Annotated in this window: 27 protein-coding genes, 2 pseudogenes and 1 riboswitch; of the genes and pseudogenes, 14 read left to right on the top strand and 15 right to left on the bottom strand. The window is 28.7% G+C overall.

Annotated features, from left to right (window positions below; translation table 11 throughout):
* The first annotated feature begins 143 nt into the window (after positions 1-143).
* The 3 genes from chvE (at position 144) to mmsB (ending at position 4,148) form a co-directional block, all read left to right on the top strand.
* On the top strand, positions 144-1,211 hold the full coding sequence (gene chvE, locus BUB83_RS16675; RefSeq protein WP_073339834.1) for a multiple monosaccharide ABC transporter substrate-binding protein: 1,068 nt from the start codon (positions 144-146) through the stop codon (positions 1,209-1,211).
* 187 nt (positions 1,212-1,398) lie between these two features.
* Positions 1,399-2,946: a multiple monosaccharide ABC transporter ATP-binding protein gene (gene mmsA, locus BUB83_RS16680; protein ID WP_073339836.1), complete on the top strand. Its 1,548-nt coding sequence runs from the start codon at positions 1,399-1,401 to the stop codon at positions 2,944-2,946.
* A 14-nt stretch (positions 2,947-2,960) separates the two neighbouring features.
* Positions 2,961-4,148 (top strand): multiple monosaccharide ABC transporter permease, encoded by a 1,188-nt coding sequence (gene mmsB, locus BUB83_RS16685; protein WP_073339839.1) that lies wholly within the window; start codon positions 2,961-2,963, stop codon positions 4,146-4,148.
* Between the two features lie 79 nt (positions 4,149-4,227).
* On the opposite strand, the gene BUB83_RS16690 is transcribed toward mmsB, so the two are convergent.
* On the bottom strand, positions 4,228-4,740 hold the full coding sequence (locus BUB83_RS16690; protein WP_073339841.1) for a hypothetical protein: 513 nt from the start codon (positions 4,738-4,740) through the stop codon (positions 4,228-4,230).
* Positions 4,741-4,756: 16 nt separating this feature from the next.
* On the bottom strand, positions 4,757-5,470 hold the full coding sequence (locus tag BUB83_RS16695; protein WP_073339843.1) for a YjjG family noncanonical pyrimidine nucleotidase: 714 nt from the start codon (positions 5,468-5,470) through the stop codon (positions 4,757-4,759).
* A 401-nt stretch (positions 5,471-5,871) separates the two neighbouring features.
* On the opposite strand from BUB83_RS16695, the pseudogene BUB83_RS22995 reads away from it, so the two are divergent.
* From BUB83_RS22995 to BUB83_RS16710, 4 genes and pseudogenes are all read left to right on the top strand, one after another.
* Positions 5,872-6,108: pseudogene (locus BUB83_RS22995) on the top strand (YkgJ family cysteine cluster protein); the annotation flags it as partial.
* A 162-nt stretch (positions 6,109-6,270) separates the two neighbouring features.
* Positions 6,271-6,363: pseudogene (locus BUB83_RS23000) on the top strand (SEC-C metal-binding domain-containing protein); the annotation flags it as partial.
* 176 nt (positions 6,364-6,539) lie between these two features.
* Positions 6,540-7,283, top strand: a complete 744-nt coding sequence (locus BUB83_RS16705) for a MerR family transcriptional regulator (RefSeq protein WP_073339847.1) — start codon at positions 6,540-6,542, stop codon at positions 7,281-7,283.
* Complete coding sequence (locus tag BUB83_RS16710) at positions 7,280-7,801, top strand: cysteine hydrolase family protein (protein ID WP_073339849.1); 522 nt, start codon at positions 7,280-7,282, stop codon at positions 7,799-7,801. Before BUB83_RS16705 ends, BUB83_RS16710 begins: the two co-directional genes overlap by 4 nt.
* 32 nt (positions 7,802-7,833) lie before the next feature.
* On the opposite strand, the gene BUB83_RS16715 is transcribed toward BUB83_RS16710, so the two are convergent.
* Positions 7,834-8,232, bottom strand: coding sequence for a DUF4363 family protein (locus BUB83_RS16715; RefSeq protein ID WP_073339851.1), 399 nt, complete (start codon positions 8,230-8,232; stop codon positions 7,834-7,836).
* A gap of 19 nt (positions 8,233-8,251) precedes the next feature.
* Entirely contained in the window at positions 8,252-8,962 is a 711-nt protein-coding gene (locus BUB83_RS16720; protein WP_073339854.1) for a DUF421 domain-containing protein, read from the bottom strand.
* Positions 8,963-9,114: 152 nt separating this feature from the next.
* Positions 9,115-9,211, top strand: a riboswitch (guanidine-I (ykkC/yxkD leader).
* A gap of 88 nt (positions 9,212-9,299) precedes the next feature.
* Between BUB83_RS16720 and BUB83_RS16725 the strand changes: the two genes are divergently transcribed.
* On the top strand, positions 9,300-9,686 hold the full coding sequence (locus BUB83_RS16725) for an ACT domain-containing protein (protein WP_073339856.1): 387 nt from the start codon (positions 9,300-9,302) through the stop codon (positions 9,684-9,686).
* Positions 9,687-9,777: 91 nt separating this feature from the next.
* Here BUB83_RS16725 and BUB83_RS16730 read toward each other — a convergent pair whose 3' ends face one another.
* Both BUB83_RS16730 and BUB83_RS16735 read right to left on the bottom strand, forming a co-directional pair.
* Positions 9,778-10,065 (bottom strand): putative quinol monooxygenase, encoded by a 288-nt coding sequence (locus BUB83_RS16730; protein ID WP_073339859.1) that lies wholly within the window; start codon positions 10,063-10,065, stop codon positions 9,778-9,780.
* Between the two features lie 451 nt (positions 10,066-10,516).
* The gene (locus tag BUB83_RS16735) at positions 10,517-11,395 is read right to left on the bottom strand and encodes a DMT family transporter (protein WP_073339860.1); all 879 of its coding nucleotides are present in this window, start codon (positions 11,393-11,395) and stop codon (positions 10,517-10,519) included.
* Between the two features lie 334 nt (positions 11,396-11,729).
* Between BUB83_RS16735 and BUB83_RS16740 the strand changes: the two genes are divergently transcribed.
* Entirely contained in the window at positions 11,730-15,728 is a 3,999-nt protein-coding gene (locus BUB83_RS16740) for an AAA domain-containing protein (protein WP_073339862.1), read from the top strand.
* A 97-nt stretch (positions 15,729-15,825) separates the two neighbouring features.
* Here the strand turns inward: BUB83_RS16740 and BUB83_RS16745 are convergent, their stop codons facing one another.
* The 5 genes from BUB83_RS16745 to BUB83_RS16765 all read right to left on the bottom strand — a co-directional run bounded on the left by BUB83_RS16745 (position 15,826) and on the right by BUB83_RS16765 (position 20,825).
* Complete coding sequence (locus BUB83_RS16745; RefSeq protein WP_073339864.1) at positions 15,826-16,236, bottom strand: bacteriohemerythrin; 411 nt, start codon at positions 16,234-16,236, stop codon at positions 15,826-15,828.
* Between the two features lie 212 nt (positions 16,237-16,448).
* Entirely contained in the window at positions 16,449-17,423 is a 975-nt protein-coding gene (locus BUB83_RS16750) for an NrtA/SsuA/CpmA family ABC transporter substrate-binding protein (protein WP_073339866.1), read from the bottom strand.
* A complete protein-coding gene (locus BUB83_RS16755) occupies positions 17,410-18,171 on the bottom strand; it encodes an ABC transporter ATP-binding protein (RefSeq protein ID WP_073339869.1) in 762 nt (253 codons plus the stop codon). Before BUB83_RS16755 ends, BUB83_RS16750 begins: the two co-directional genes overlap by 14 nt.
* A gap of 1 nt (position 18,172) precedes the next feature.
* Positions 18,173-18,922: an ABC transporter permease gene (locus tag BUB83_RS16760; RefSeq protein ID WP_073339871.1), complete on the bottom strand. Its 750-nt coding sequence runs from the start codon at positions 18,920-18,922 to the stop codon at positions 18,173-18,175.
* 307 nt (positions 18,923-19,229) lie between these two features.
* Positions 19,230-20,825 carry a methyl-accepting chemotaxis protein gene (locus BUB83_RS16765; protein WP_073339874.1) on the bottom strand — a complete coding sequence of 532 codons (1,596 nt, stop codon included), beginning with the start codon at positions 20,823-20,825 and terminating at the stop codon, positions 19,230-19,232.
* Positions 20,826-21,098: 273 nt separating this feature from the next.
* Between BUB83_RS16765 and BUB83_RS16770 the strand changes: the two genes are divergently transcribed.
* Complete coding sequence (locus tag BUB83_RS16770; RefSeq protein WP_073339876.1) at positions 21,099-21,308, top strand: diguanylate cyclase domain-containing protein; 210 nt, start codon at positions 21,099-21,101, stop codon at positions 21,306-21,308.
* Here the strand turns inward: BUB83_RS16770 and BUB83_RS16775 are convergent.
* Together BUB83_RS16775 and BUB83_RS16780 are read right to left on the bottom strand one after the other, a co-directional pair.
* Positions 21,288-21,599: a nucleoside triphosphate pyrophosphohydrolase gene (locus BUB83_RS16775; RefSeq protein ID WP_073339879.1), complete on the bottom strand. Its 312-nt coding sequence runs from the start codon at positions 21,597-21,599 to the stop codon at positions 21,288-21,290. The two genes, BUB83_RS16770 and BUB83_RS16775, sit on opposite strands and share 21 nt — an antisense overlap.
* A gap of 232 nt (positions 21,600-21,831) precedes the next feature.
* Complete coding sequence (locus BUB83_RS16780; RefSeq protein ID WP_084133643.1) at positions 21,832-22,536, bottom strand: AraC family transcriptional regulator; 705 nt, start codon at positions 22,534-22,536, stop codon at positions 21,832-21,834.
* Positions 22,537-22,699: 163 nt separating this feature from the next.
* Here BUB83_RS16780 and BUB83_RS21375 point away from each other — a divergent pair, with 163 nt between their 5' ends.
* Positions 22,700-22,876, top strand: a complete 177-nt coding sequence (locus BUB83_RS21375; RefSeq protein ID WP_200801495.1) for a double zinc ribbon domain-containing protein — start codon at positions 22,700-22,702, stop codon at positions 22,874-22,876.
* A 38-nt stretch (positions 22,877-22,914) separates the two neighbouring features.
* Positions 22,915-23,100: a hypothetical protein gene (locus BUB83_RS16790; protein ID WP_073339881.1), complete on the top strand. Its 186-nt coding sequence runs from the start codon at positions 22,915-22,917 to the stop codon at positions 23,098-23,100.
* Positions 23,101-23,160: 60 nt separating this feature from the next.
* Here BUB83_RS16790 and BUB83_RS16795 read toward each other — a convergent pair whose 3' ends face one another.
* Positions 23,161-23,760 (bottom strand): hypothetical protein, encoded by a 600-nt coding sequence (locus BUB83_RS16795; protein WP_073339884.1) that lies wholly within the window; start codon positions 23,758-23,760, stop codon positions 23,161-23,163.
* A 126-nt stretch (positions 23,761-23,886) separates the two neighbouring features.
* On the bottom strand, positions 23,887-24,210 hold the full coding sequence (locus tag BUB83_RS16800; RefSeq protein WP_073339886.1) for a bacteriohemerythrin: 324 nt from the start codon (positions 24,208-24,210) through the stop codon (positions 23,887-23,889).
* Between the two features lie 87 nt (positions 24,211-24,297).
* On the opposite strand from BUB83_RS16800, the gene BUB83_RS16805 reads away from it, so the two are divergent.
* Positions 24,298-24,708, top strand: coding sequence for a molybdenum cofactor biosynthesis protein MoaE (locus BUB83_RS16805; RefSeq protein WP_073339887.1), 411 nt, complete (start codon positions 24,298-24,300; stop codon positions 24,706-24,708).
* Between the two features lie 59 nt (positions 24,709-24,767).
* A complete protein-coding gene (locus tag BUB83_RS16810; protein WP_207649346.1) occupies positions 24,768-25,043 on the top strand; it encodes a protease inhibitor I42 family protein in 276 nt (91 codons plus the stop codon).
* Positions 25,044-25,412 lie beyond the last annotated feature (369 nt).

Genomic DNA, 25,412 nt, shown 5'->3' on the forward strand with positions numbered 1-25,412 from the left:
TTAATATTTTGCTATGCTTTTTTAGTTATACTCAAAAATTATAAAAAAGTGAAGAATAGCATAAAGATAATCCATTCAACAAACGTTTACAAAAGGATATAATTTCATTGTAGTTAAATTTATTAACAGGGGGTATTTATTAAATGAAAAAGATTACATCAATTTTAATGGTAGCAGTACTTATGTTTGCTTTAGTTGTAGGGACAGGTTGTGCGAAAACTAGCGACAATATGATAGGTGTTGCTATGCCGACAAAATCTTTACAACGTTGGAATCAAGATGGTGCAAATATGAAAGAAAAACTTGAAGCAGCTGGATATGATGTAGTATTAGAATATGCAGATAATAAAGTTGAACAACAAGTATCTCAAATTGAAAATATGATTACAAAAGGTTGTAAAGTAATCGTTATCGCATCAATAGATGGAACAGCTTTAAAAGGTGTTTTAGAGCAAGCAGCAAAAGAAGATATAAAAATTATCGCTTATGATCGTTTGATAACTGATTCTGAAAATGTTGATTATTATGCAACATTTGATAATTACTTAGTTGGGCAAATTCAAGGCGAATATATAGTTAAAGCATTAGATCTTAAAAATCAAGCTGGTCCATTTAACATGGAAGTATTTGGTGGATCTCCAGACGATAACAATGCATATTTCTTTAATGGTGGAGCAATGGATACATTAAAACCATTTATAGAAGAAGGTAAATTAGTAATAAATTCTGGACAAGTAGAAATGGAACAAATAGCTATTCAAGGATGGAAACCAGAAGGCGCTCAAGAAAGAATGGATAACTTATTAACAGCTAATTATGCTGATAAAAATGTTGATGTAGTTTTATCTCCAAATGATAGTTTAGCTCAAGGTATTGTTGCATCATTAAAAGCGGCAGGATACGGTTCAGGAAGCAAACCATACCCAATATTAACTGGACAAGATTGTGATACAACAAACGTTAAAATGTTAATTGCTGGAGAGCAATCAATGTCAATCTTCAAAGATACAAGAACATTAGCAGATCAAGTTGTTGAAATGGTTAAAGCAATAGTAGAAGGTAAAGAAGTTCCTGTAAATGATACAGAAACATATGACAATGGAGTTAAAGTTGTACCTTCATTCTTATGTGAGCCAGTATTTGCTGATAAAGATAACTATAAAGCAATATTAATAGATTCAGGATATTACACTGAAGACCAAATAAAATAATCCTCTTGTCACAAATATAATCTCAACTATATAAGCTGTGGTACAAAATATCACAGCTTATTATTAAAACTAAAGACATACCACTTCAACTATAAATGTATTCAAGTTTAAAACTCATAAATACCTGAGATTTTGACATGAATAAATTAAGTTTACGTAAGGTATGCCTATAAAAGGAGTATTTCATATGTCTAACAATATTCTTGAAATGAAAGATATTATAAAAGAGTTTCCGGGAGTTAAAGCATTAAATCATGTTAATTTTAAAGTGGAAAAAGGGCAAATACATGCTTTAGTAGGAGAAAACGGTGCAGGTAAATCCACTCTTATGAAGGTTTTAAGTGGTATATATCCTTATGGAGAATACACTGGGGATATTATATATGAAGGAGAAGTATGTCAGTTTAAAAATATTAGAGATAGTGAAGCAAAAGGCATAGTTATTATTCATCAAGAATTAGCTTTAAGTCCTTATTTAACTATAGCTGAAAATATATTTCTTGGAAATGAGCAACAAAAAAAAGGAATTATTAATTGGGACAATACAAATAAAGAAGCAGCAAAATTAATGAAAAAAGTAGGTCTTAATATTCCTCACGATTTATTGGTTAAAGATATTGGAGTTGGTCATCAACAATTAGTAGAAATCGCAAAAGCTTTAGGAAAGAATGTTAAACTTTTAATTTTAGATGAGCCTACAGCGGCTTTAAATGATGAGGATTCAGACAATCTATTGGAATTATTGATTGATTTAAATAAAGAACAAGGAATAACAAGTATTATTATTTCTCATAAATTAAATGAAGTTACAAAGGTATCGGACAAGATTACAGTATTACGTGATGGTGCTACTATAGAAACATTAATAAAAAGTGAAAATAATATTTCGGAAAATAGAATAATTAAAGGGATGGTTGGTAGAGAGTTAGTAGACAGATATCCAAAACGTGACCCTAAAATCGGAGAAATTGCTTTTGAAGTGAAAGATTGGTATGTTTATGATCCTTTAGACGAAGAAAAATTAAGACTTAAAAATATTAATTTCAATGTTAGAAAAGGCGAAATTGTTGGTATTGCTGGATTAATGGGTGCTGGTAGAACAGAACTTGCTATGAGTATATTTGGACGTGCTTACGGTAAAAACATCAAAGGAACAATCATAAAAGATGGAAGAGAAGTAAATCTTCATGATGTACCTACTGCAATAAAAGAGGGCTTGGCTTATTTAACTGAGGATAGAAAAGAAGCGGGACTTGTATTAATTGATGATATTAAAAATAATATTACACTTGCTAATCTAAACAGTATTAGTAAACATGGTGTTGTTAATAATAACGTGGAAATTAAAATAGCAGAAGATTATAGAGAAAAATTAAGAATAAAATCCTCCAGCATTTCCCAAAAGACAGGTAATTTATCAGGGGGAAATCAACAAAAGGTTATTATTGCTAAATGGTTATTTTCTGAACCAGATGTATTGTTCTTAGATGAGCCTACTAGAGGAATAGATGTAGGAGCTAAATATGAGATATATAATATCATTAATGAATTAGCTGAACAAGGTAAATGTGTTGTTGTAATATCATCTGAATTACCTGAAATCTTAGGAATCTCAGATCGTGTGTATATTATGAATGAGGGTGAAATGGTTGGTGAAATGCCAAGAAAAGAAGCTTCACCAGAAAGTATTATGAAATGTATTATTCAAAGTACAAATAAAAAGAAAGCAATATAGGGAGGATAATAAATATGGAAAAAATTAAGCAAAAGTTAAATCAAAACATGAGACAATATGCCATGTTGGTAGCTCTAGTTGCTATTATGATACTTTTTCAAATGCTAACAGGTGGAATTTTGCTAAAGCCAATTAATGTACAAAGATTAATCATGCAAAATAGTTATGTATTAATACTTGCAATAGGTATGGTTTTATGTATTTTAACTGGAGGAAATATTGACCTTTCCGTTGGATCTATTGTTGCTTTAGTAAGTGCAACTTCAGCTTTATTTAGTGTTAAAATGGGATTACCAGTTATTATAGCAATTATATTATCTCTTGGATGTGGTATTTTAGCAGGGATGTGGCAAGGATATTGGATTTCATATATAAAAATACCATCATTTATTGTTACACTAGCAGGTATGCTTGTATTTAGAGGAATTAATAACCTAATCTTAAATGGTGAAACTATCAGTTTACCACAACTTTATGTAACAATGGCATCAGGTACTATGCCAGATTTTATAGGTGGAGCAAATAGTAGCATTCACATTACAACAATTGTAATCGGATTTATATGTTCTTTGCTTTATGTTTACACAAAATATGATAGTAGAAAAAATAAAATGAAGCATAACTTTGAGGTTTCAACTTTCAATGGATTTTTATTAGAATCTTCTATATTATTTATAGTAATTAATGTTTTCTTTTTCTGGTTAGCACTTGCAGAGGGATTACCATATGTAGTAATTTTACTTGCAGTATTAATTCTTATATATTCATTTATTACAAATAAAACAGTTCTAGGACGTCATATCTATGCATTAGGTGGAAACGCTAAAACAGCAGAATTATCTGGTATCAAAACTAAAAAAATATTATTCTTGGTTTATGCAAACATGGGTCTTTTATCAGCAGTAGCCGGAATTATATTTGCAGGACGTTTAAATTCAGCTTCTCCTTTAGCAGGACAAGGATTTGAACTTGATGCCATTGCAGCTTGTTTCATTGGTGGCGCATCAGCAACTGGTGGAGTAGGTACAGTTATGGGTGCTATGATTGGTGGTCTTATTATGGGGATACTTAATAATGGTATGTCTATTATGGGAGTTAGCACATTCTGGCAAAGTATAGTTAAAGGTCTTGTATTATTAGCAGCAGTTGCTTTTGATGTATATTCAAAATCTAAAACAAAATCAAAAGCTAAAGCAGCATAATAAATGTAGTGGACAGTGGATAGTGGATAGTTAAAGAGTTTTCGCAGATGCGAAAGCTCTTTTTTAAATTCTTTATAAATTAATCAGCTGAATAATACCATTCAAAGCTATAACTTCCATCAATTGATTTCTTTAATTTAGTCCATTGTACGTTGGGATTATTAGTATCAAAAAACACTTCATATTCATCTTCGTTTGCCTTAAATGAAAATTCATTGATATCACTATATTGATTTTTAACACTTAAAACAACTAAATAATCTTCTTTTTCAAGGTTATTTATGATAAAGTTGCTTAAATTATCATTAGGCCAGGTTTCTGAGAGTGTGCTTTTATAATTCATGTTTTTATCTCTACGAAACTCAATTACTGAGGGTGCATCATTACTTAAGAAGGCTACTACACGGTGGTCACCAAAATCTTTAATATCTAAGATATTTATTGTCTTTCCTTTGTATAATTCATTTGAATTAATAACCTCAATTATGGAGTTTTGATCATTTCCATATAAAGGTTTGTTTATTGTTTTGTAAACTACTGTGAAAATTATTACAACTAATAATACGATGAGTATCAAATATTTCTTCTTCAATATCAATCACCCCTTATTAATCCATTTCAATTGTATTTCTATTGGTGCTAAGTATTTCTTTAAGTTCTTTAAAATCAGAAATTTCATAAGTTGGTTTAATTTTTGTTGTATTTACAAGTTTATTAGGATTGTACCAACAGGTATCTATGCCAAAATTAATACCCCCTCGTATATCTGAGGTTAAGCTGTCCCCTACCATTAAGACCTTGCTTTTGTCTGTGTGATTAATATTATTTAAAGCATGTTCGAATATTTTAGGGTCAGGTTTTGCAATTTGAATTTCTTCAGACACTACTATATCTTGAAAATATTTTGCTATAATGGATTTTCTTATTCTTTTATCTTGCACATCTTTGAGCCCATTAGTGATTATTGTAAGCTTATAATCTTTATGAAGACTTTCTACAAGCTCTATACTATCATCATATAAAAATGATGCATTAGATAAATGATTCATATAGGATTTTGCAAATTTATTTTCATCAAATTTAATTTCTAATTTATCAGATAATCTTTTAAATCTTTCAATCTTTAATTTTTCTTGAGTAATAAGACCTTTCTCAAACTCTTTCCAAATAGCTGAATTTATACCGTGATATACTTTTAAATGATGGTCTTCATCATAGGCTACATCAAATTCAAGCATGGTATTTTTAAAAGCATCTCTTTCAGACATTTTAAAATCAAACAAAGTTTCATCGGCGTCAAATATTATTATTTCGTATTTCATAATTTTTCCTCCATGTAATTAATTGATTTAATTATAACATAAATACTTTTGATAAAAAAATATTCCAGAGGAAGTGCTTTGTTTTTAAAGTATTGGAATTATAACCTTGAAATGTTGTATAATGAAGGTATGTATTTGCTTTATCCTTTGTAAATTTTTGAAATGCGTACGGTAGAAAGTTTAGAAGAATTTATTGATAATATTAAGTAGTAAACATTGATACATATAACAAATGAATAGTTAAAGAGGAGAGAATATAAATGATTTCACCAGAGAAAGTTAAAGAATATGCGGAAAAAGTTGAAAAAGAAAATTATATTTTTAGAACATTTCTAAAAGGTCAAGATGGACAAGAGTTAGATAGGATTGTTAATAAACTTCATGAAGATTTATTTAACAAAATGGATTGTAAAAAATGTTTAAATTGTTGTAAAGTTATAAGACCAGTACTTGATAATGATGATATTGAGAGAATAGCTGCTATTAAAGAACTATCAAAAGAAGAATTTATATCTGAATATTTAGAAGAATCAGAAGGAGAATTATTTTTGAATGCGTGTCCCTGCAAATTTTTAGGGGAAAATGGATGCACAATTTATAAAGACTGTCCAACGGTATGTAAAGAGTATCCATTTACACATGAAGAAGATATAATGGGTAGGCTTTTGAATCTAATAAATATTTGTAAAGTTTGTCCTGTGGTTTATGAAATATTTGAAAAACTTAAGGTTATATATGAGAAAGAGTTTGAAGAGTATAAGGAAGAATATAGTTATTTTTGGAATGAAGAAATAGATATGCCAATAAAAAAGGAACCTAAAATCGGCCGTAATGAACCTTGCTTATGCGGGAGTGGCAAAAAATACAAGAAATGTTGTGGTAAAACTATATAATTAACAAAAAAGCACTAAATCCTAAATAAGATTTAGTGCTTTACAATATATATTGAAACTTTGAAGATTTTAAACAATACAGAAAAATTAAAAGAAAGTCAGGAAAAAAACGAAAAAACATTTGACTCTCCCGTAACGTTATAGTCTACAATATACTTAAGGAGGTGGGGAAAGCAATGAATCTTACAGTTAAGCAAGTAGCAAAGCTTACTGGAATTACAGTTAGGACTCTTCATTATTACGATGAAATAGCACTACTAACGCCAGCCACGATTACAGAAGCAGGGTATAGACTATACAATGATGAAAATCTTGAAAGATTGCAACAAATATTATTTTTTAGGGAAATTGATTTTGAATTAAAAAATATTAAAGAAATCCTTGATAATCCTGATTTTGATAAAGTAAAAGCTTTGGAAAAACACAAGAAGCTACTAGAACTTAAGCGAAATAGAATGGAAAAATTAATCACACTTGTGGATAAAACATTAAAGGGGGAAAAAGAAATGAGTTTTAAAGAATTTGATATGAATGAAATAAATAAAGTGAAAGAGAAATATAAAGAAGAAGCCAAGGAAAGATGGGGCGATACAGAGGCTTACAAGGAAAGTAACAGAAAAACCTCTAAATACGGTAAAGAAGATTGGGAGGAAATTTCAAAAGATAGTGCAATAATTTATAAAGGTTTTGCAGATAATATGGATAAAGAAGTGTCCTCACCAGAAGTACAGCATTTTGTTCAAGAGTGGCAAAATCATATAACAAAATATTTTTATAATTGTACAAAAGAAATTCTAGCTGGTTTAGGAGAAATGTATGTGGCAGATGAAAGATTCACTAAAAATATTGATAAATATGGTGAAGGACTTGCTGAATTTATGAGTAAAGCTATTTATTATTATTGTAGGGCACACAAATGATTTTATTAGTTGTTGATACACAAAAATTAATAACAAATGAAAATTTATATAATTTTAATTTGTTTATATCCAATGTAGAAAAAATAATTGATACTGCAAGGAAAAATAATATTGAAGTAATATATGTACGCCATGATGATGGTGCTGAAAGTGAGTTAACCAAGGGAACTGATGGGTTTGAAATATATGAAAAGTTTAAGCCATTTAAAGAAGAAAAAATATTTGATAAACAAGTAAATAGTGCTTTTAAAGAAAGTGGATTATTAGAATATTTAAAAATCAAAGAAGAAAAAGATATAATTATTGTAGGACTTCAAACAGACTATTGTATTGATGCTACAATAAAATGTGGCTTTGAACATGGATTTAATATGATAGTTCCAGCTTATGCAAACACAACCGTTGACAATAAATTTATATCAGCAGAACAAACATATAAATACTATAATGAATTTATGTGGAAAGGAAGGTATGCAGAATGTATTTCGTTGGATGAAATACTTAAAAGAATGAGGTAAATAAAAGAGAAGAATAGGTACAAAATTGTTTTTTAATCTTTAAAAGGTTTTTCACCAAATAGTAAAGTATCACCTAACTCATACCAATGACCTTTCATTTCATTTAATTCTATTAAAGCAGAGGATTTATCCTTTGCTTTAATACAGCCTTCAAGTCTTAATAAATTCACTTCAATTCTTTTCATTTGATCTTTTTCTACACTAAATTGAACTCTTTTCTGTACATTTTTCCATGCAAGATCTAATACTTTTAAAGCATCATTTGCTTCAGTCCAATTTTCTATAGATAATTCTTTTTCTAATTTTTCAACAGAGAGAGACACATTATCCTCACTATTAAAGGAGTTTTTTAATAATACGCCAGAATTCATTAGTAATACAAATAAGCTCATAATTAATAATGGAAGTATGAATCGTTTGATTTTTTTCATCACAGTCACCTTAAAATTATTATTTAAATATATTTTTTTCGCAAATAATATTATTTTTATATGAAAAAAGCTTAAAATTATTATGAGAGTCTATAAATCCATAAAAAACTTCTGAGGGAGAATCTATATTCTGGTTTTTTAATTCATTTAAAAGCCAATCAGTATCTAAAGCTAATTTTGCCAAATTATCATCAATAACCATACCACTAAAAATCAAATCATTATTAGTATTATAATCACTAAGAAAAATGTCCATGGAGGAAATTATATTATTAAAAGCTTCATATTTTAAAACAGATACTTGACCGTTTGCTTCAATTATTGCAAATTTCACTTCGTTAAAGTCAAAGATATCTTTAAGTCTAAGCTCTTCTATAAGCTCAGCAAAGGTATATTTGATTTTTTTTAAATTTTCGGCTAAGACTTTTCCATCATGTAAAACAATAATAGGTTCATCATTGATAGATGTAGCTATTTTCCTTGATTTTAAGGAAATAGATTGCATTAAAATACCAAGTGTGGACCAAGTTAATAAGCCTACCCAATGTGGCCATGCAGCAGTACTTAAGTCAATTGTAAGACTAGCTGCAAAAGCTCCTAGAGTTATGCCTAATATATAATCAAAATAAGATATTTCTCCTAATTGTTGTTTGCCCAAAGCTCTTGTGAAAATAAGAAGGGAAAAAAAACCAATTATCCCTCGAAAACAAACAACTAAAGCTTCATTCATATAAGTCACCGCCTTAAGCTTTATTAATTCTAGTATTTACTAAGTTCTGTAAAATATGAATTTATATCTTTAATAAATTATGTATAATAATCTAGACTGACAACAATTCCTATGATAATATTAATATATTAGTATTGAAAATTTAAAAGTTCAAAATAGTTTTCTAGGGTTCCACAGTTTGTAACTGGATAGGTCCAAGAGAAAACACACAGTTCTCTGTGTACACGGAAGGATAAAAGCCTGGGAGATATTAAAATAATATTTCTATGGGCTTTTTTTATTTTTACTAATTTTCAAAAATGTACTAATGATTAATAAAGAAAGGTGGAAATAAAAAATGTCAAAAAAAATATTAACAATGAAATTATTAAGTGAAAAATATGGAGTTTGTAGGTTGGATAAAAAAGATTTAATTCCTGCTTGGGCACAAAAAGGTGAGTTTTTTTCAATAACAAGAACATTAGATGAATTATCAATTGTATGTGTTGAAAATAATATTCCTAGTGATATAAAATGTGAAAAAGATTGGAGAGTTTTAAAGATTGAAGGACCATTAGATTTTGCTTTAATAGGAATTTTAGCTTCAATTAGTACAATATTAGCACAAAAGGGAATAAGTATATTTGCTATATCTACTTATGATACAGATTATATACTTGTTAAAGAAAGCGAGATAGATAATGCTACAGAAGCATTAGTTAATGAAAATTATGAAATTATATAGGAATCCCACTGTGAAACTTGATTTATAGAAAATATAGTTTATTTTTAAAATATAGTAGCAAAGGACAGCCCGTTGGGCTGCCCTATTGCTACTATATTACTTTTGTATATACGTTTATATCCCCATCTTTAAGCATAAATTCACCGAATTCAGGGATTATTCTAGTGAAGTGTTCTGACGCCATATGTTTATTTAATGCTTCTACATCAACCCATTCTTCTATAAAAGTTAAAACATTGGGTTCATTTACATCTTGGAATAATTCATATTTTATGCAGCCCTCTTCTTTTCTTGTAGCATCTACAAGCTCTTTACATAATTCAATAACTTCTGCTATCTTATCTTCTTTAGGAAAGTTTTTTGCTACAACTTTAATCATTTAAATCTCCTCCAATATTTTTTTTGCTTTACAAATTTTAAATTCAACAGATAATCCTATAATTGAATTTACATTGAATTGCAATAATGAATACAAAGATAATTATATCACCAGATAAGCATAATTAGAAATTATAATAATTGTTGGCTTTTGCTTTGATGGGTGTTGATATGGAATTTACTATGGTTGCAAATTTGATAAAAAATGAGAATTATTAAAAATGACTATTTCTATGTTTTTTAAGAATCTTAATATCTATTTCATGGGATCCGGTAATATCTTTTTCTCAAGTAAATCGTAAACTTTAGTATCCATGCAATCCACTCCACTCCTTATTTATATTATAACAAAAATATGTTGCCATAAACAAAATAAAATAAGAATGATAAATTTTCTTGTGTTAGTAGTATTTGTATAATTCAAAAAAAATATGCAAACTTCAGTTCTTAAATTAGCTTTTTTGGCAGATAAGTACTCCAACTATAATCAAGGCAGCTGTAAATACTTTTATAATTAAAAGTTGTTCATTCAATATTACTACAGATAAAATAATTGAAAAAACAGGAACTAAATTAATAAATATAGAAGTTTTAGCAGGACCTATTTCCTTAATAGAATATTGCTGAACTAAGTATCCAATAACTGAAGGAAATATAGCCATATAAATAACTGCCATATAAGCTTTGCTTGGAACTGAGGGCAGAAAACTTAATGGATTTTCATAGATTACAAAGGGAATCAAAAATACAGTACAAAACAAGAAACTATAAAAAGTTAAAGTAATAGGAGTGTAGTTTTTCATTACCATCTTACTAAATACTGAATAAGAAGCCCATAAAAGAACAGCAACCAGCATAATTAAATCTCCTTTATTGAATGAAAGAGATTTAACAATTTCTAAATCTGCATTTGTTATAGTTAAAACCACTCCTGTAAAAGAAAGAATAATACCCAGCACTCTTTTGGTATTGAGCTTGTCCTTTAAAAAGAAAAGTGAAATTATAACTGTGAATATGGGATTTGATGCGCCTATCAAGGAAGCATTCACAGCAGTTGTGTATTTTAAAGAAGTAAAAAATAAAACATGATAGCCTACCATTCCCAATATGCCAGTAAATAAAAATACGGGTATATCTTTTTTTGTAAGTCTTTTTATTTCATGATCTTTGATTTTGCAGAAAAGAAATAGCACTATGGTTGCAATAGAAAATCTTAAAAAAGTAAGAGTGAAAGCGGGAATAAAAGGAGAACAGATTTTACCCGCAATAAATGCACCAGACCAAAATAATGAGCACAATATCATTAAAAAAATAATTTTTTTGTTTTTCATGAAACTTCCTCCAAGAATATTTAGCATAAGACTATTAATCCATAAAATTAATATAAAGTCAATAAAAGTTATGAGTATGCAATAAAAACTAATAGGTAGAAATACAGTTAAATGTATAATAAAGCCAAGATATTTTAGAAGATTATACAATAAATAATTATGTTATGGAAAATTATTATTAATATAATAATTTTGTGATAAAATGAGATAGTATAAGGCTTGAAGGATTAATTGTGGTTTATTTTTCTAAAAAAGGTTAATAAAATAATTTTGTGGCTATAATAAAAATAAATGAAAAAACATATAATTAAGGATTATTAAATGAGGTGAAGGCATGAACGAAATATTGAGTAAATATAAAGAAAGATTGATAAATTTAAGTGGAAGAAATCGAAGTTTAGTTAGCAAAACTTTGCCTAAAATTAGAGCTTTTGATTTGTTTAAGGTAGAAGAGTTTTCTCCAGGGTTCATGCAAAAGTTATTAAAGTTTATTATTCATAGACAATCAAAAGAAATTAAAATTCTACCAGATTATACGGTTTATCATAGTGAAGCTATGTTGCAGTTGGAAAATAAATTATTAAATGAAGAAAAAGAAGAATTAGAAAAAGTTAAAGAAATAATAGAGATAGAAATGGCAAAAGAGCAAGAATTACATGAAGATAGCAAAACAGAATATAATAAAAAAGAAGAAAAACTAATTGAAATTAGAAATAAATATGCAGAAAAATTAGAAATAGAAAAAGAAAAACTTAATGGGGAAAAAGAAAAATTAATAGAATACTCTCATTCATTAAGAGCTTTGCAGAGAGAAATAAAAAGCATAATTAAAGAAACAGGTAGAAGTGAATTATATGTGGGTTATCCTTTTGTGGAAGGGAGTTTAAAAGATGGAACTTTTGTAAGAGCACCTTTATTTATTTTTCCAGTGGATTTAATGAGAGATGGGGATAGCTATAAATTAAACAATAAAGATGAAAGCACCATTTTTCTTAACAAAGTACTTTTACTTGCAATAGCTAAGCATAATGAGGTTAAAATTAATAATATAGAAACTGAATTTAATGAAATAAATGAAAATTTTATAGAGGATACATTAGAAATATTAAAAGAAAATAATATAATTATTGAAAAAGATAACAGTGAATTAATTAAATTTAAGGAATATAAGAAAGAAAATATGCCAAGCTTTCAGCTAGGACAGTTAAAGCTTTCATTCAATTTAATATTAGGTCAATTTCCTATAGCAAATTCAATTTATGCTGATTATGAAAATTTGCTTGCTATGGATACAAGTAATAAACTTCTACAAGATTTATTAATAGCAACACCAAATGATGAAGAAAAATTATTACAAATAAACGAAGCTCATGGAAAACTATCTTTTAATGAAGAAGAAATTAATTTAGTTACCAATTTAGATTATAGTCAAGAAAAAGCGGTTAGATTGACAAATAACATTGATAAATTAGTTATTTACGGGCCTCCAGGTACGGGTAAATCTCAGACTATAGCCAATATAATTTCCAATGCTTTAGCAAATAACAAAACAGTTTTAATGGTATCTCAAAAAAGAGCTGCCTTAGATGTAATTTATAATAGACTTGCTAAACTTAATACAAAAGCTTTGCTTATTCATGATACAGAGGGAGATAAAAAATCATTTTATAATGTGGTGGCTCAATCATTAGAAGTTCTTGGAGAGGATTATGAAGAATATGAAAAAAATATTTTGAGTATTTCCAAGGAAATAGATGAAAAAATTCAATATCTAGAATTACTAGCTTTGTCTTTACACAAAGAAAGAGTTTTTGGTTTAACTCTTCAAAGTATGTATGCTAAAACCAAGGCAATTAAAAATAGGGAAGATGAAAGATATTCATATTACGCAAGTTTTAGACAAAAAAATGTATTTAAAGATGTTGTGTATAATGAATTGAATGAAGCTATTGAAGGATTAAAAGAAAAAGAAATAAAAAGTTATAAAATTTACAAGGAATTATTAAGTAAAAATCCTTTTATAGATGATTTGGATTTGAATATGAATTTTATGGACATAGATGAATTATCAATAAAAGTTCAAAATATTATAGCACCAATAAAAGCCATTACAGAAAAAGCTAATACGGATGAAGCTATTTATCATAAATTAATGGATAATCTTAAGGATAATTGCTATGTATTAAGTGAGGAAAAATTAGAAGTTTTAGCTGAAAAAATAAATTTAGAAGCAAATAAAAATCTACTAGAACCCATTAATGATGGAAGATGGTGGAGTTTGAAATATTGGATGAATTATTCAGCTAACAAAAAAATAGAAGAAGCAAATGAATTGGAATTTAGAAATAGGTTTATGCAAACAAAGGAAAGATTGATCAATTTATATAAAGATATAAAAATAGCTTTTGATGATATTTTGATTGTAAAAAAAGCCTTAAACGAAAGAGTTTACAATATTGTAGTGGAAGATTTGCTTAAAGGAGAAGATTTAACAGAGTATTTCAATGATGTTATAAAAGCACTTTACGCCATTGAAGAATATAAAATTGAATTAAAAACCAGCAAAAACTTAACCAAGCTTCAAAGAAAAATCATGGAGTATGCTTTTGATTTGGAGGGGAATAACAATATTGATGATAAAACTAATAAAACGGAATTTGCAGTGAATAGTTTAATGGAATTTGTTATTCTTTATCATATTGGAGAAATAGAAAAAGAAGAAGAAGTGCAAAAAGCTGTGGAATTCTTATCTCAATATAAAGAACTTGTGGATAAAGTTAATGTAAATATTAAAACCAAAGAAGATATGGTGGAACAACTTATATTAAACAAATGGAATAGTAATATTTCTTTAATTGAAGAAGAAAAATCTTTTAAAGAATTTAAAAGGCAAGCTAATAAAAAAAGAGCTTTGTGGCCAATTAGAAAATATATAGAAGAATATAGCCATATGATATTAAAAGTATTTCCATGCTTTTTAGCAAGCCCAGAAACAGTTTCGGAAATACTACCTTTAAAAGAAGAATTCTTTGATATTGTAATTTTTGATGAAGCTTCTCAAATGTATGTGGAAAATGCTATTCCAACAATATTTAGAGGCAAGCAAGTAATCATTGCAGGAGATGACAAACAACTTCGTCCAAATGGAACTTTTGCCAATAGATTTGTAGAAGAGGATGAGGAATACCAAGAGGAGATGTCAGCAGCATTAGAAGAAGAAAGTGTTCTTGATTTAGCAAAAATAAATTACAAGGGAATAAATTTAAGTTATCATTATCGTTCTAGTTTTGAAGAATTAATCAATTTTTCCAATTATGCTTTTTATGAAGGAAGACTGAATATTTCGCCAAATGTAAATATTAATAGTGATTGTGGTGGCCCTATAGAAAGAATAAAAGTTGAAGGAAAATGGACAAATAGAGCAAATATTGAAGAAGCTCAAATTATAGTTGAAAATGTGGAAAGAATATTAAAGGAAAGAAAAAACAATGAAACTTTAGGAATAATAACCTTTAATATCAATCAAAGAACTTGTATAGAAGATATGCTAGAAAAAAGAGCAAGAGAAAATCAAGAGTTTAAAGAATTATATACCAAAGAAATTGATAGAGTTGAAGATAACGAGGATGTAAGTTTATTTGTTAAAAACATAGAAAATGTACAAGGTGATGAAAGAGATGTAATTATTTTTTCGGTAGGTTATGGGAAAAATGAAGACAATAAAATTTCAGTAAACTTCGGTTCTTTATCCCAAGATGGTGGAGAAAACAGATTAAATGTTGCCATAAGTAGAGCAAAGAAAAAGATATATGTGGTAACCTCTGTAGAACCGGAAGAGCTTAAAGTTGAAAACACCAAAAATCTAGGGCCAAAATTATTTAAAAAATACTTACAATATGCAAGAGCAGTGTCTAATAGTAACAAAGAAGAAGCTCAAAATATATTATTATCAGTATTGGATACAAAATCTAAAAATAAAGAAGATGTTCAATATAATAAGGATTTTGAATTAGAAGTTGGAAAAGCTTTAAAGAAAAAAGGGTATGAAGTTCACACAGAAGTAGGAGTATCCAGTTATAAAATTGATTTAGCTATTTATGATCCAATAAAATCACAATATGTTTTGGGAATAGAATGTGATGGAGCAACCTACCGCAGCTTTAAATCAGCTAGAGAAAGAGATATTCATAGACAAAGATATTTTGAGGCTAGAGGATGGAAGATGGCTAGGATATGGAGTTATGATTGGTGGAGCAATCCAGAAAAAGAAATTGAAAAGATATGTGATATAGTAAAAAAAATAGACGAAGAGTTAGCTGCAAAATTAGCTTGAAATTAAAAAAATAATGGCAGTCACATAAGTTATAAATATGTGGCTGCCATTATTATAGGTATCCTAGCTAAACTATTAATTATGAAATAAAAGTTTATTATTCCATTTTTAAGTTTTTCTCTTTAAAAAATGTAGCATATTCTTTGTCCATTTTCATAATATGCACTAATAGCCATTCATTACATTTATTAAGTACATTTAATAAAACAGTTAAATTTGCACCTTCTTCATTATATTGTTGGATGGCTTGTCTTATCTCTTCTGTAAATTTATCATGACTTCTTTTTTGCTCTTCATATTTAGGGTAATGATTATCAAGCAACAACTTTTCTTCATCTTTAAAATGTATTTGAGTGTATTTATAAAGAAAGATTAAAGTAGGTTCAATTTCATCTTTTCCTTTTCTTTGATTACAAGCTTCCATTAGTTTGTCAATTGTATCGAATAGTTTTTTATGTTGATTGTCAACAGCTAAGCTTCCTACCGATATGTCATTTGTCCATTTCATGATTTATAATACCTCCCTATGGATTTTAGAAAAATTATTAAATAATAAAGTTTATTATCAAAACAAAATATAATTATATTGTATCTTAGGATTTTAAAATGGTCAATTAAATTTAAAAATTATATAGTTGGGTATATTAACAAATTTATGGTTTGATTTATAATTTTTTTGACTTTGTGTAAATGAAAATATTTATTGATTTTTAGGGTTTTTTATTTTATTTCTGCAATTAAGCTATTAATATCTACTGTTTTAGTAAGCATTTCATTTTCAACTAAAAAATCTTGAGTTTTCTCTAATTCTTTTATATCATTTTCAGAGATAGTAGGATCAAAATTATATAAGGCGTACATATTTTCAACTTGCTCTAGAGAAAGCTCAGTTTCAGTAGAAGTTAATTCAAAAGTCTCCTCAGGATTTTCTTTCATAAATTCAAGACTTTCAGCGTGAACTTTTAGGTATCTCTTAACTATGTCAGGATAAGTATTTATAAACTCACCACTAGCTGCTATTACTATGGTTGCATCTAATATACCTTCTCCAGTAGTAATAACATGAGCACCATTCTCTAAAAGATTATCAGTTGCCGAACCAGCCACAAGAACTGCATCTGCATTATCTGACAAAAGAGCAGATACTCCACTTGATATATCCATATTAATAAATTCCACATCATCAATAGTTAAATCTTCTTTTACTAAAGCACCAATTAGCAATTGGTGAAGTATTGTACCTTTTGGCCCTACAATTTTTTTGCCTTTTAAATCTTTCATACTTTTTATGTTTGGATCTTTAGCCATTATAGTAAAAGCTTTTGGAGCTCTGCTATAAACCCCAATTATTTTTATATCCACCCCATTAGCTGCAGCAAGAATAACAGAAGTAGCACCTATAGCGTTACAAAAATCTAAAGAACCGCCTGCAACCGCTTCTGTCATTTTTGACCCTGATGTTATTTCAGGATAGTTGATTTCTATGCCATCGGATGAAAACTCATTTTCAAAAAGTTGTTTGTTTTTTTCTACAATGGAAGGTACATTTAAAGGAGCTTTTACATAAGAAATATTTATTTCTTTTGGTAGTTTGGTTTCATCGGATGTTGAAACCTGATTTTTGGAGCACCCAACAGAAGATAGTGTAAATAATAAAGTAGTTAGTAATACAAAACTTTTTTTAAAGAAATTCATTTTTTTCCTCCTTGGAAATATTATTAAAAATATTTAAAATATATTTTTTTAAGTTTAAAAACTGCGTACTGCTAGTATCTCTTAAATAATCCATATGAATATCTACTACTTTTGTTAAAAGACCATTATCCATAACTACTATTTTTTGTCCCAAATAAATAGCTTCTTCCACATCATGAGTTACAAATAGAATTGTTTTACCAGTTTTAAGAAAGATATTAACTAATTCATTCTGTAATTTTTGTCTATTAAAATAATCAAGAGCACTCAAAGGCTCATCCATTAAGATAATTTCCGGATCATAACAAAGGGTTCTCCCTAAAGCCGTTCTTTGAGCCATTCCTCCTGATATTTGGGAAGGGTAGGCTTTTCTAAAATCATAAAGACCAAGTAAGTTTAGATGTTCTGACACTATTTGTTTTACATAAGCTTTATCTTTATGATTTTGAAGAGAAAAAGCCATGTTTTGTTCAACGGTAAGCCAAGGCATAAGCCTAGGTTCTTGAAATACTATAGCGATTTTTGGTGATTTGTTTTTTTCAATATGAGTATACTCTATAGTTCCAGAAAAGTTTTTTTCTAAATCACAAAGTATTTTTAACAAAGTACTTTTTCCACAACCACTTTTCCCAACTATAGTAACAAAACTTCCTGGCGAAACAGTTAAATCTACATTCTTTAGTGCAGTGATTTTTTTATTATCAATTTCATAGGTTTTAGATAAATTTTTAAGTACTAATCCAGCCATATTACAAATCCTTTCCGTAAGAAGTTAATATGTTTTTTGTTAATCTTATAAATAAATAATCTACCACATAGCCTAAAATCCCAATAGATAGTATACCTACTATTACTATATCTGGCCTAGAAAGTTGCTCCGCATCTATTATCATATAGCCAATACCAGAAGAGGCGGCTACAAGTTCTGCACCCATTAAAGCTCTCCAACTGTAACCAAGCCCTAATTGTATTCCTGTTAAAATATAAGGTAATGCTTGTGGAAATATTATTTTTATAAATTTATCCCAGTCACTTAAATGAAATACCTGACCTACTTCTAAAAGTTTTTCATCGTAGTTCGTTACCCCTGTTAAAGTATTAGAGAAGATAGGAAAAAAAGTAGCTAAAATTATAATTACGATTTTAGAGGATTCACCAATACCAAGCCAAAGTATTAATAAAGGAATAGTTGCTATTGGCGGTATATGACGCATAAATTCTAAAAATGGTTCCACATAAGGAAGGGCTTTTTTGCTTATTCCAAGAAAAATAGCTAAAGGGAATGCAATAAAAAAAGTTATTATAAATCCAATCATAACCCGGTTTAAACTTACAATTAAGTTTATAATGAGTTTTCCAGACTTAAGAAGTTGTATAGTTGTTATTAATATTGTTTTTGGAGATGGTATTATGTAGCTGCTAAAAATATTTAGCTTGGACACAATCATCCATACAAATATCAGTAATAGAGGCAATAAAAATCCTTTTAATTTTTTCATATTTATCCTTTCCCAGCAAAATAAAAAAACTTTCCTTTAAAGGAAAGTTAGTATTTACAAAAAAATCTAGTGCTTCTTTTTATTTTTTAAAAGCATAAGAATTATTATATATCTAATTTCCTTCCAGATTAGAGCATTCTTTTCTGTTAGATTTAGAATTTGATTATATTTTTAGAAACAAGTAGAAAAACAATTAAGTTTTAACATTTGAATCATCTTATTGATTGTAGCAATCTTTTAAATAAGTGTCAAGAATAAGAGTACTTCATAATAGATCCAGGGTACAATATGGCAGTTAAATTTTTTGCTAATATTTTCTTAATTCTTCTTCAATTAAATATTTTTGGCTATTGTTTTTTAATTTAAATATGTTTACTTGACTCTTTAATAGTTCTGCTTGGCTAGAAAGTTGTTCACTAGCAGAGGCGGTTTCTTCTGATGTTGCAGAAGTAGCTTGTACAATATTTGCTATTTGAGTAATTCCTTGATTAACTTGAGCTACTCCAATTGCTTGTTCATTAGAAGCTATAGCTATATTTCCAACTAAATTACTTACTTTAGTCACACCATTTACAATCTTTTCAAGTGCTGTTGCAGTGGCATTAGCAATATTAGTACCACTATTAATTCTCTTAATAGAATTTTCTATCATATCGGTAGTTTCTTTTGCTGCATTTGCTGAACGAACGGCAAGATTTCTAACCTCTTCAGCTACCACTGCAAATCCCTTTCCATGTTGTCCAGCTCTGGCTGCTTCAACCGCAGCATTTAAAGCTAATATATTTGTTTGAAAAGCAATATCATCAATAACTTTAATTATTTTAGAAATATTATTAGAAGAATCATTAATTCCATACATAGCTTCTAACATTTCTTTCATTTGTGAATTACCTGTAGATGCATCTTCTTTTGCCATATCAGCAAGTCTTTTTGCTATATTAGCATTTTCAGCATTTAATTTAGTTTGAGATGCAATTTCTTCCATAGAAGCTGTTAATTCCTCAATGGAACTTGCTTGCTCGGTAGCACCTTGTGACAAAGATGTACTTGAATCTGATACTTGTTTAGAGCCGTAAGCAACTTGTTCTGAAGCAGAGCTTATATTGAGCATTACATCATTAACATTATTACTCATATAATTAAAAGCATTTGCTAACTGACCAATTTCATCTTTAGACTCTATATTTAAAGTAGTATTTAAATCTCCATCTGCAATTAAATTTGCAGAATTTAAAATTTTCTCAAGTGGTTTGCTTATGATAAACCTTGAGATAAAGATGCCAAGAACAATTGCTAATAAAATACCTAGAATTATAATTATGATCATTTTTAGAGAAGCATTGGATGCAATCGACTTATCCTCTGTATTTTTTGCAGCTGCATCTTCAACCTTCATAGATGCCAAAGAATCTAAAATTACTCTTTCAGCGTCTGCAGTAACTTTCATATCTCCTTTAATTAGTTCAAAAGCTTCATCATCTTTATTTTCTAAACATAATTGATGCAATTTATCAAGGTTTGCACCAAATGCAATATGTGCATCAGTAAACATATCAAAAATATTTTGCTCTTTTTCAGAGAAGATAGTTTTTTCATATTCTGTAGACAATGTATTTAACTCTTCAAGAAGAGTAGTAATATCATCATATCTTGCATTTATAACACTTAAATCATCTTCTAAAATCATTTCTCTTGAGTTCACCCTAATTATTTGAAATGATTTAGCCATTTGTCCAGAAGTTTCTACAGGGACTGTCATATATTCATACATTGTAGTACTATTTTCCGATAGGGTATACATTTGAAACAAGCCGATTAATCCAACTATCCCGGCAATCATAGCTACTAAAACAAAGGCACTAATAAGTTTAATTGAAATTTTTAAATTTTTGAACCATTTCATCTTTTCTTCCTCCAGAGTATTTTATAATAGCAGATTTGCTATTTCATCTTTTGTAAATTTTTTTAACTAGAATAAGCATTATATATTATTCTAATTCGCTATGTATTCAATACAAACATTTATATGTATACATAATTTTACTGACGGTATATATAATATCATTTTTTGGTATTGAAAGCTATATTTTCAACAAAAATTTATAATAAATCCAATAGTTTAGAATATTACGTTAATTGTGTAATTAATTTTAACAAAAAATAAATAGAAAATATCATGAAAAGTGAATCCAGAGATGAAGATATTTTGGTAAGAACTGGTGGAGATGAATTTGTTATGTTACTACCTAAAACAAATTCTATTGAAGCGGAATTGATTGTTAATTCGAGGATTGAAAAAAATCAAATATCTGTGAAAGCAAAAATATTAAGTGTGGCGGAAACTTATGATTCTATAAAAAAGGCATTAGTCATAAACTTTTTCTAAAACTATATTTTTAGAAAATCCCCCTCGGGATTCTAATTTTAAAAGTTGAGCCTTTATCAATTCTTCTTGAGAATAACCAAGATTATTAGCTAAAGAAATAACTACTTCCAGAATGTCAGCTAACTCTTCTAAATTTTTATCTTCTTTAAATTCAAGAATTTCTTCATCTAGTTTTTTTAATAGAAGAGAGTAAGCTTCAGATTTGTCTGCAATATGGCAATCAAAGTCTTTCCCAGCAGCTTGAATCACGTTAGGAATCTTATCACGTACTAGCTTATTGTAGATTTTCATGGGCACAGCTCCTTTTAATTAAATTATCAATATAATAGAATTTTAAAACAAATTAGAATTATTGTAAACAATAAGGAATAATTTTGACGTTTAAAGAAAAATATGTAAGATTATTATAGACAAGTAGTTTAATTAAATGAAGGTAAATTAATTATTGTGGATGGAGTATTTAGTATGGAAGGTGATATAGCTCCATTACCCGAAATTATTAATATAGCAAAAGAATATAATGCTAGAGTAATATGGTTGTGGCTTGCTTAAATTTACGGTGGAATACGGCTCTACTCATCCCAATCTGTGTGGCCATATCTTCAATGGAAACGGCTTTATCTAAATTAGATGATAAATATACAATAGAGCGTGATATTTCGTTACCTATACCAAATGCACGCATTGCGGATTCCACTGCATCTCCTTTCAAAACAGCGTAGTATAACTCTGGGAGCCTACTATCTCCAAGTATTGCTGTATCCATAGGGCTATTTCCTAATTGTAGTAAGCGCAATAGTGCTTCAGTAAATATATCCTCCCAATGAGAGAAGGCCATTCCTTGCGGGAGAGGACTACCTTTTGGTTTTTTGATGGCACCAGCAGCACTTTCCATTTCAATTGCCAATTCGGTCATTACCTTTGTGTCAAGTGATATATAGACACCAAGGAGTGGATTTTCTGGAGAGGCTTCTGGTGTACCTGCTTCCACAGGCATGGACATTGTACAACACATGTACTTACTGCTGTCATATTTATAGGACTTACCGTCTAAAATAGCTTCTTTGTTCCCATTTACGATAGCTACAACAGTAGGTTTATATACCGCAGGTGCACAGCGAAGAGAATCGCTAACTCGGAAGAGCTGTATACCTTTTATACCAGTTTCCATTATGCCATCTTTTGTAATTCTATTTTCGATTATTTGTTTTATTTGTTGTTTACTCATAGATGTATTGTAGCATAAAAAAAATGTAGAATACAATAGTGATGATATAATTAGGCAAGTTTTAGCGATGAATAGCTATGGTTATATTAATTATTGAGAGTTATAATATATTAGGATTTATTATTTATTTAGTGGTTCGTTCAGGGAAAAAAGAAGAGCTTAAATGCCCAAATTGTGGAAAAGTGTGGATAATGAATATGTAAAATGTCCTTATTGTGGAAAGATGTTAAAAGGAACTTGTTCTAAATGTGGAAAAGCCGTTAATCCAGACTGGGAAAGTTGCCCATACTGTTCAACTAATATAGATAAAAGCACATCTCAATATTCAGAAGGATTTTAAGGAAAAATAAACTATGCTGATGTATAAGTTACTCATCAGTGGTAAAAGATGGTGAGCTTAAAATTAATTTATATGGTAAGGAAAATAATCTTATAGAAGAATTACCATCAAATGTTGAGGAAACTTATGAAATTACCTTTGGCGGTGATGGATCATATGTGATTGAATTAATAGGAATAGATACAAAAGGAAGTTATTCCATTGAAATTGAAGGTATGGAATAAACCAAGATTCACAATATAATAAAAAACTGCCGAAAATGGCAGTTCTTTTAGTTTACTGTATTAAAACGCATGGCTATTTCTATGTTTTTTAAGAATTTTAATATCTATTTCATGAGAACCAGTAAGGTCTTTTATAACATCTATAGTTGACAATAGTTCATTTACAGAGTGGGAAGTATCGGTAACAGAAAGTTCAATAATATCTAAGCGTTCTCCGAGGGTTTTACCATCTTTATCTTTTGATCTATCAAGTTGTTCAGAGAAAGAAGATTGAACCTCAGCAAGTGTTTTAATTTTAGTATCAAGATTTTCTAGAAGCACTGTATTTTTATCAACTTTATATTTAATATCAGAAGTAGTATTATCTAAATCTGTGAAACGTTGATTAGTGTTTTCTTCTAATCTTGTGAAACGTTGATTAGTGTTTTCTTCGAAGCTTGAGAAATTTCCTTCTAAATTTGAGAATTTTTCTTCTAATTTTGTGAAACCTTCATTAGTATTTTCCTCTAAGCTTGAGAATTTTTCTTCGAAGCTTGAGAATTTTCCTTCTAAGCTTGAGAATTTTCCTTCTAAGCCTGAAAATTTTCCTTCTAAGCTCTCAAAACGTTGGTTGAACTCAATATACATCTTTTCTAGTAAATCGTAAATTTTATTATCCATATAATCCACTCCTATATTTATATTATAGCAAAAATATGTTGATATAAACAACATAAAACAAGAATGATAAATTTTCTTATGTTAGTAGTATTTACAAGATTTCTAGAAATATACAAACCTCAGTTCTTACATCTTTAAATTTTTTTCTTTAAAAAATGTAGCGTATTCTTTGTCCATTTTCATAATGTGCTCAAGTAGCCATTGGTTGCATTTATTTAAAACGTTCATTAATACAAGTAAACTAGCACCCTGAGTACTGTATTGTTGAAGTGCTTGTCTTACTTCTTCAGTAAATTTATCTTGGCTCATTTTTTGTGCTGCATATTTAGGATATTTATTATCTAGCAAAAGTTTTTCTTCATCTCTAAAATGTGTTTTTGTATATTCGTAAAGGAACATCAAAGTGTTTTCGATTTCTTCCTTTCCTTTTCTTTGATTACATGCTTCCATTAGTTTATCAATTGTAAATTAGTATTAAACAAATTTTTATAATTTCAGGAATATGATATAATTATTACTAAAAAGGGACGTGTTTTTATGTTTAATGAAAAAATTAAAAAAGTATCACCATCCATGGATCAATGGCTGAAAGAGGCAAAAAGCCATGTAGAAGCTTTACAAGAAGGAATGTTTTTAGTTCATAATGGAGTTGTACGCCAAACACCAAAAGTCAAAGTACGTCAAGGAATTGATGATGGTTCTTTGGTAAATGGCATGGAGTTTTCTTATGATGCAGCAAAAGTTGATGAAGCCATTGCTGAAACTTATAAGATGGAAGGAATATTTCATGTAAGGGCTTGGCTCAACGAAGGACATCTTGAGCTTGGTGATGATATAATGTATGTGCTAATAGGGGGAGACATAAGACCACATGTTATAGATGCATTACAATACTTAGTTGAAAAAATTAAAAGTCAATGTGTTACTGAAATTGAACAAAAATTGTAATCAACTTAATTTTTTTTAGGATGGCAGGGCATAACTCAAAAAAATACGCTTTGATAGGAATGATTATAGCAGGAGTGGCTATAGTTAGTATATTTGGATATATGGGGATAAAAAAAGATATGTTAGAGGAACAGGCAATTATTTTAGTTGAAGAAGGTGAACTTCAAAATCAAGATCAAAATAAATCGGATATGGTAGGTGTTGGAAATGAAAAATGTTGGATTTTTCAAACACTGAGAAAAGGGAAATATACGCTAGAATTCACTTATAAAAAATCATGGGAAGAAGATAGCACACAAGATACAAAAAGTGTTTATACAATATTAGTGGAGTAAAGTGATATTATGATATTTGTATGATAATTTTTGAAAATAACTGATTAAAGTAAGATATATAGACTCTCGGAATAAATTGAAAATAACATTAAAAAAAGTAATAAATTAACTGGGAATTCTATTTGTGTTCTAAAAGTAGCTTAATTTAGTATTCAATTTGTAAAAAAGGGCATGGCAAATAAACCTACGAGGTTGAATTTTTTTTAAATTCTTTAAAACCATAGATTAGTTAAAAATAATTTTTTTAAGATCTAAAGAATCATTATTATGGCTCTGCCAAGCATCAATGTGCTGGCACATCATGATTGCATAAGTACGGATATACCACATTTTAGTAGAACGATGGCGACCATCTTCTAAGTGATAATC

This window comes from Clostridium grantii DSM 8605, from assembly GCF_900129965.1.
GTDB lineage: Bacteria > Bacillota > Clostridia > Clostridiales > Clostridiaceae > Clostridium_AF > Clostridium_AF grantii.

Coding starts and splice junctions, on each gene's coding strand:
- chvE (WP_073339834.1), top strand. CDS start 144: ATGAAAAAGATTACATCAATTTTAATGGTAGCAGTACTTATGTTTGCT.
- mmsA (WP_073339836.1), top strand. CDS start 1,399: ATGTCTAACAATATTCTTGAAATGAAAGATATTATAAAAGAGTTTCCG.
- mmsB (WP_073339839.1), top strand. CDS start 2,961: ATGGAAAAAATTAAGCAAAAGTTAAATCAAAACATGAGACAATATGCC.
- BUB83_RS16695 (WP_073339843.1), bottom strand. CDS start 5,470: ATGAAATACGAAATAATAATATTTGACGCCGATGAAACTTTGTTTGAT.
- BUB83_RS16705 (WP_073339847.1), top strand. CDS start 6,540: ATGAATCTTACAGTTAAGCAAGTAGCAAAGCTTACTGGAATTACAGTT.
- BUB83_RS16710 (WP_073339849.1), top strand. CDS start 7,280: ATGATTTTATTAGTTGTTGATACACAAAAATTAATAACAAATGAAAAT.
- BUB83_RS16715 (WP_073339851.1), bottom strand. CDS start 8,232: ATGAAAAAAATCAAACGATTCATACTTCCATTATTAATTATGAGCTTA.
- BUB83_RS16720 (WP_073339854.1), bottom strand. CDS start 8,962: ATGAATGAAGCTTTAGTTGTTTGTTTTCGAGGGATAATTGGTTTTTTT.
- BUB83_RS16725 (WP_073339856.1), top strand. CDS start 9,300: ATGTCAAAAAAAATATTAACAATGAAATTATTAAGTGAAAAATATGGA.
- BUB83_RS16730 (WP_073339859.1), bottom strand. CDS start 10,065: ATGATTAAAGTTGTAGCAAAAAACTTTCCTAAAGAAGATAAGATAGCA.
- BUB83_RS16735 (WP_073339860.1), bottom strand. CDS start 11,395: ATGAAAAACAAAAAAATTATTTTTTTAATGATATTGTGCTCATTATTT.
- BUB83_RS16740 (WP_073339862.1), top strand. CDS start 11,730: ATGAACGAAATATTGAGTAAATATAAAGAAAGATTGATAAATTTAAGT.
- BUB83_RS16745 (WP_073339864.1), bottom strand. CDS start 16,236: ATGAAATGGACAAATGACATATCGGTAGGAAGCTTAGCTGTTGACAAT.
- BUB83_RS16750 (WP_073339866.1), bottom strand. CDS start 17,423: ATGAATTTCTTTAAAAAAAGTTTTGTATTACTAACTACTTTATTATTT.
- BUB83_RS16755 (WP_073339869.1), bottom strand. CDS start 18,171: ATGGCTGGATTAGTACTTAAAAATTTATCTAAAACCTATGAAATTGAT.
- BUB83_RS16760 (WP_073339871.1), bottom strand. CDS start 18,922: ATGAAAAAATTAAAAGGATTTTTATTGCCTCTATTACTGATATTTGTA.
- BUB83_RS16765 (WP_073339874.1), bottom strand. CDS start 20,825: ATGAAATGGTTCAAAAATTTAAAAATTTCAATTAAACTTATTAGTGCC.
- BUB83_RS16770 (WP_073339876.1), top strand. CDS start 21,099: ATGAAAAGTGAATCCAGAGATGAAGATATTTTGGTAAGAACTGGTGGA.
- BUB83_RS16775 (WP_073339879.1), bottom strand. CDS start 21,599: ATGAAAATCTACAATAAGCTAGTACGTGATAAGATTCCTAACGTGATT.
- BUB83_RS16780 (WP_084133643.1), bottom strand. CDS start 22,536: ATGAGTAAACAACAAATAAAACAAATAATCGAAAATAGAATTACAAAA.
- BUB83_RS21375 (WP_200801495.1), top strand. CDS start 22,700: ATGCCCAAATTGTGGAAAAGTGTGGATAATGAATATGTAAAATGTCCT.
- BUB83_RS16795 (WP_073339884.1), bottom strand. CDS start 23,760: ATGGATAATAAAATTTACGATTTACTAGAAAAGATGTATATTGAGTTC.
- BUB83_RS16800 (WP_073339886.1), bottom strand. CDS start 24,210: ATGGAAGCATGTAATCAAAGAAAAGGAAAGGAAGAAATCGAAAACACT.
- BUB83_RS16805 (WP_073339887.1), top strand. CDS start 24,298: ATGTTTAATGAAAAAATTAAAAAAGTATCACCATCCATGGATCAATGG.
- BUB83_RS16810 (WP_207649346.1), top strand. CDS start 24,768: ATGATTATAGCAGGAGTGGCTATAGTTAGTATATTTGGATATATGGGG.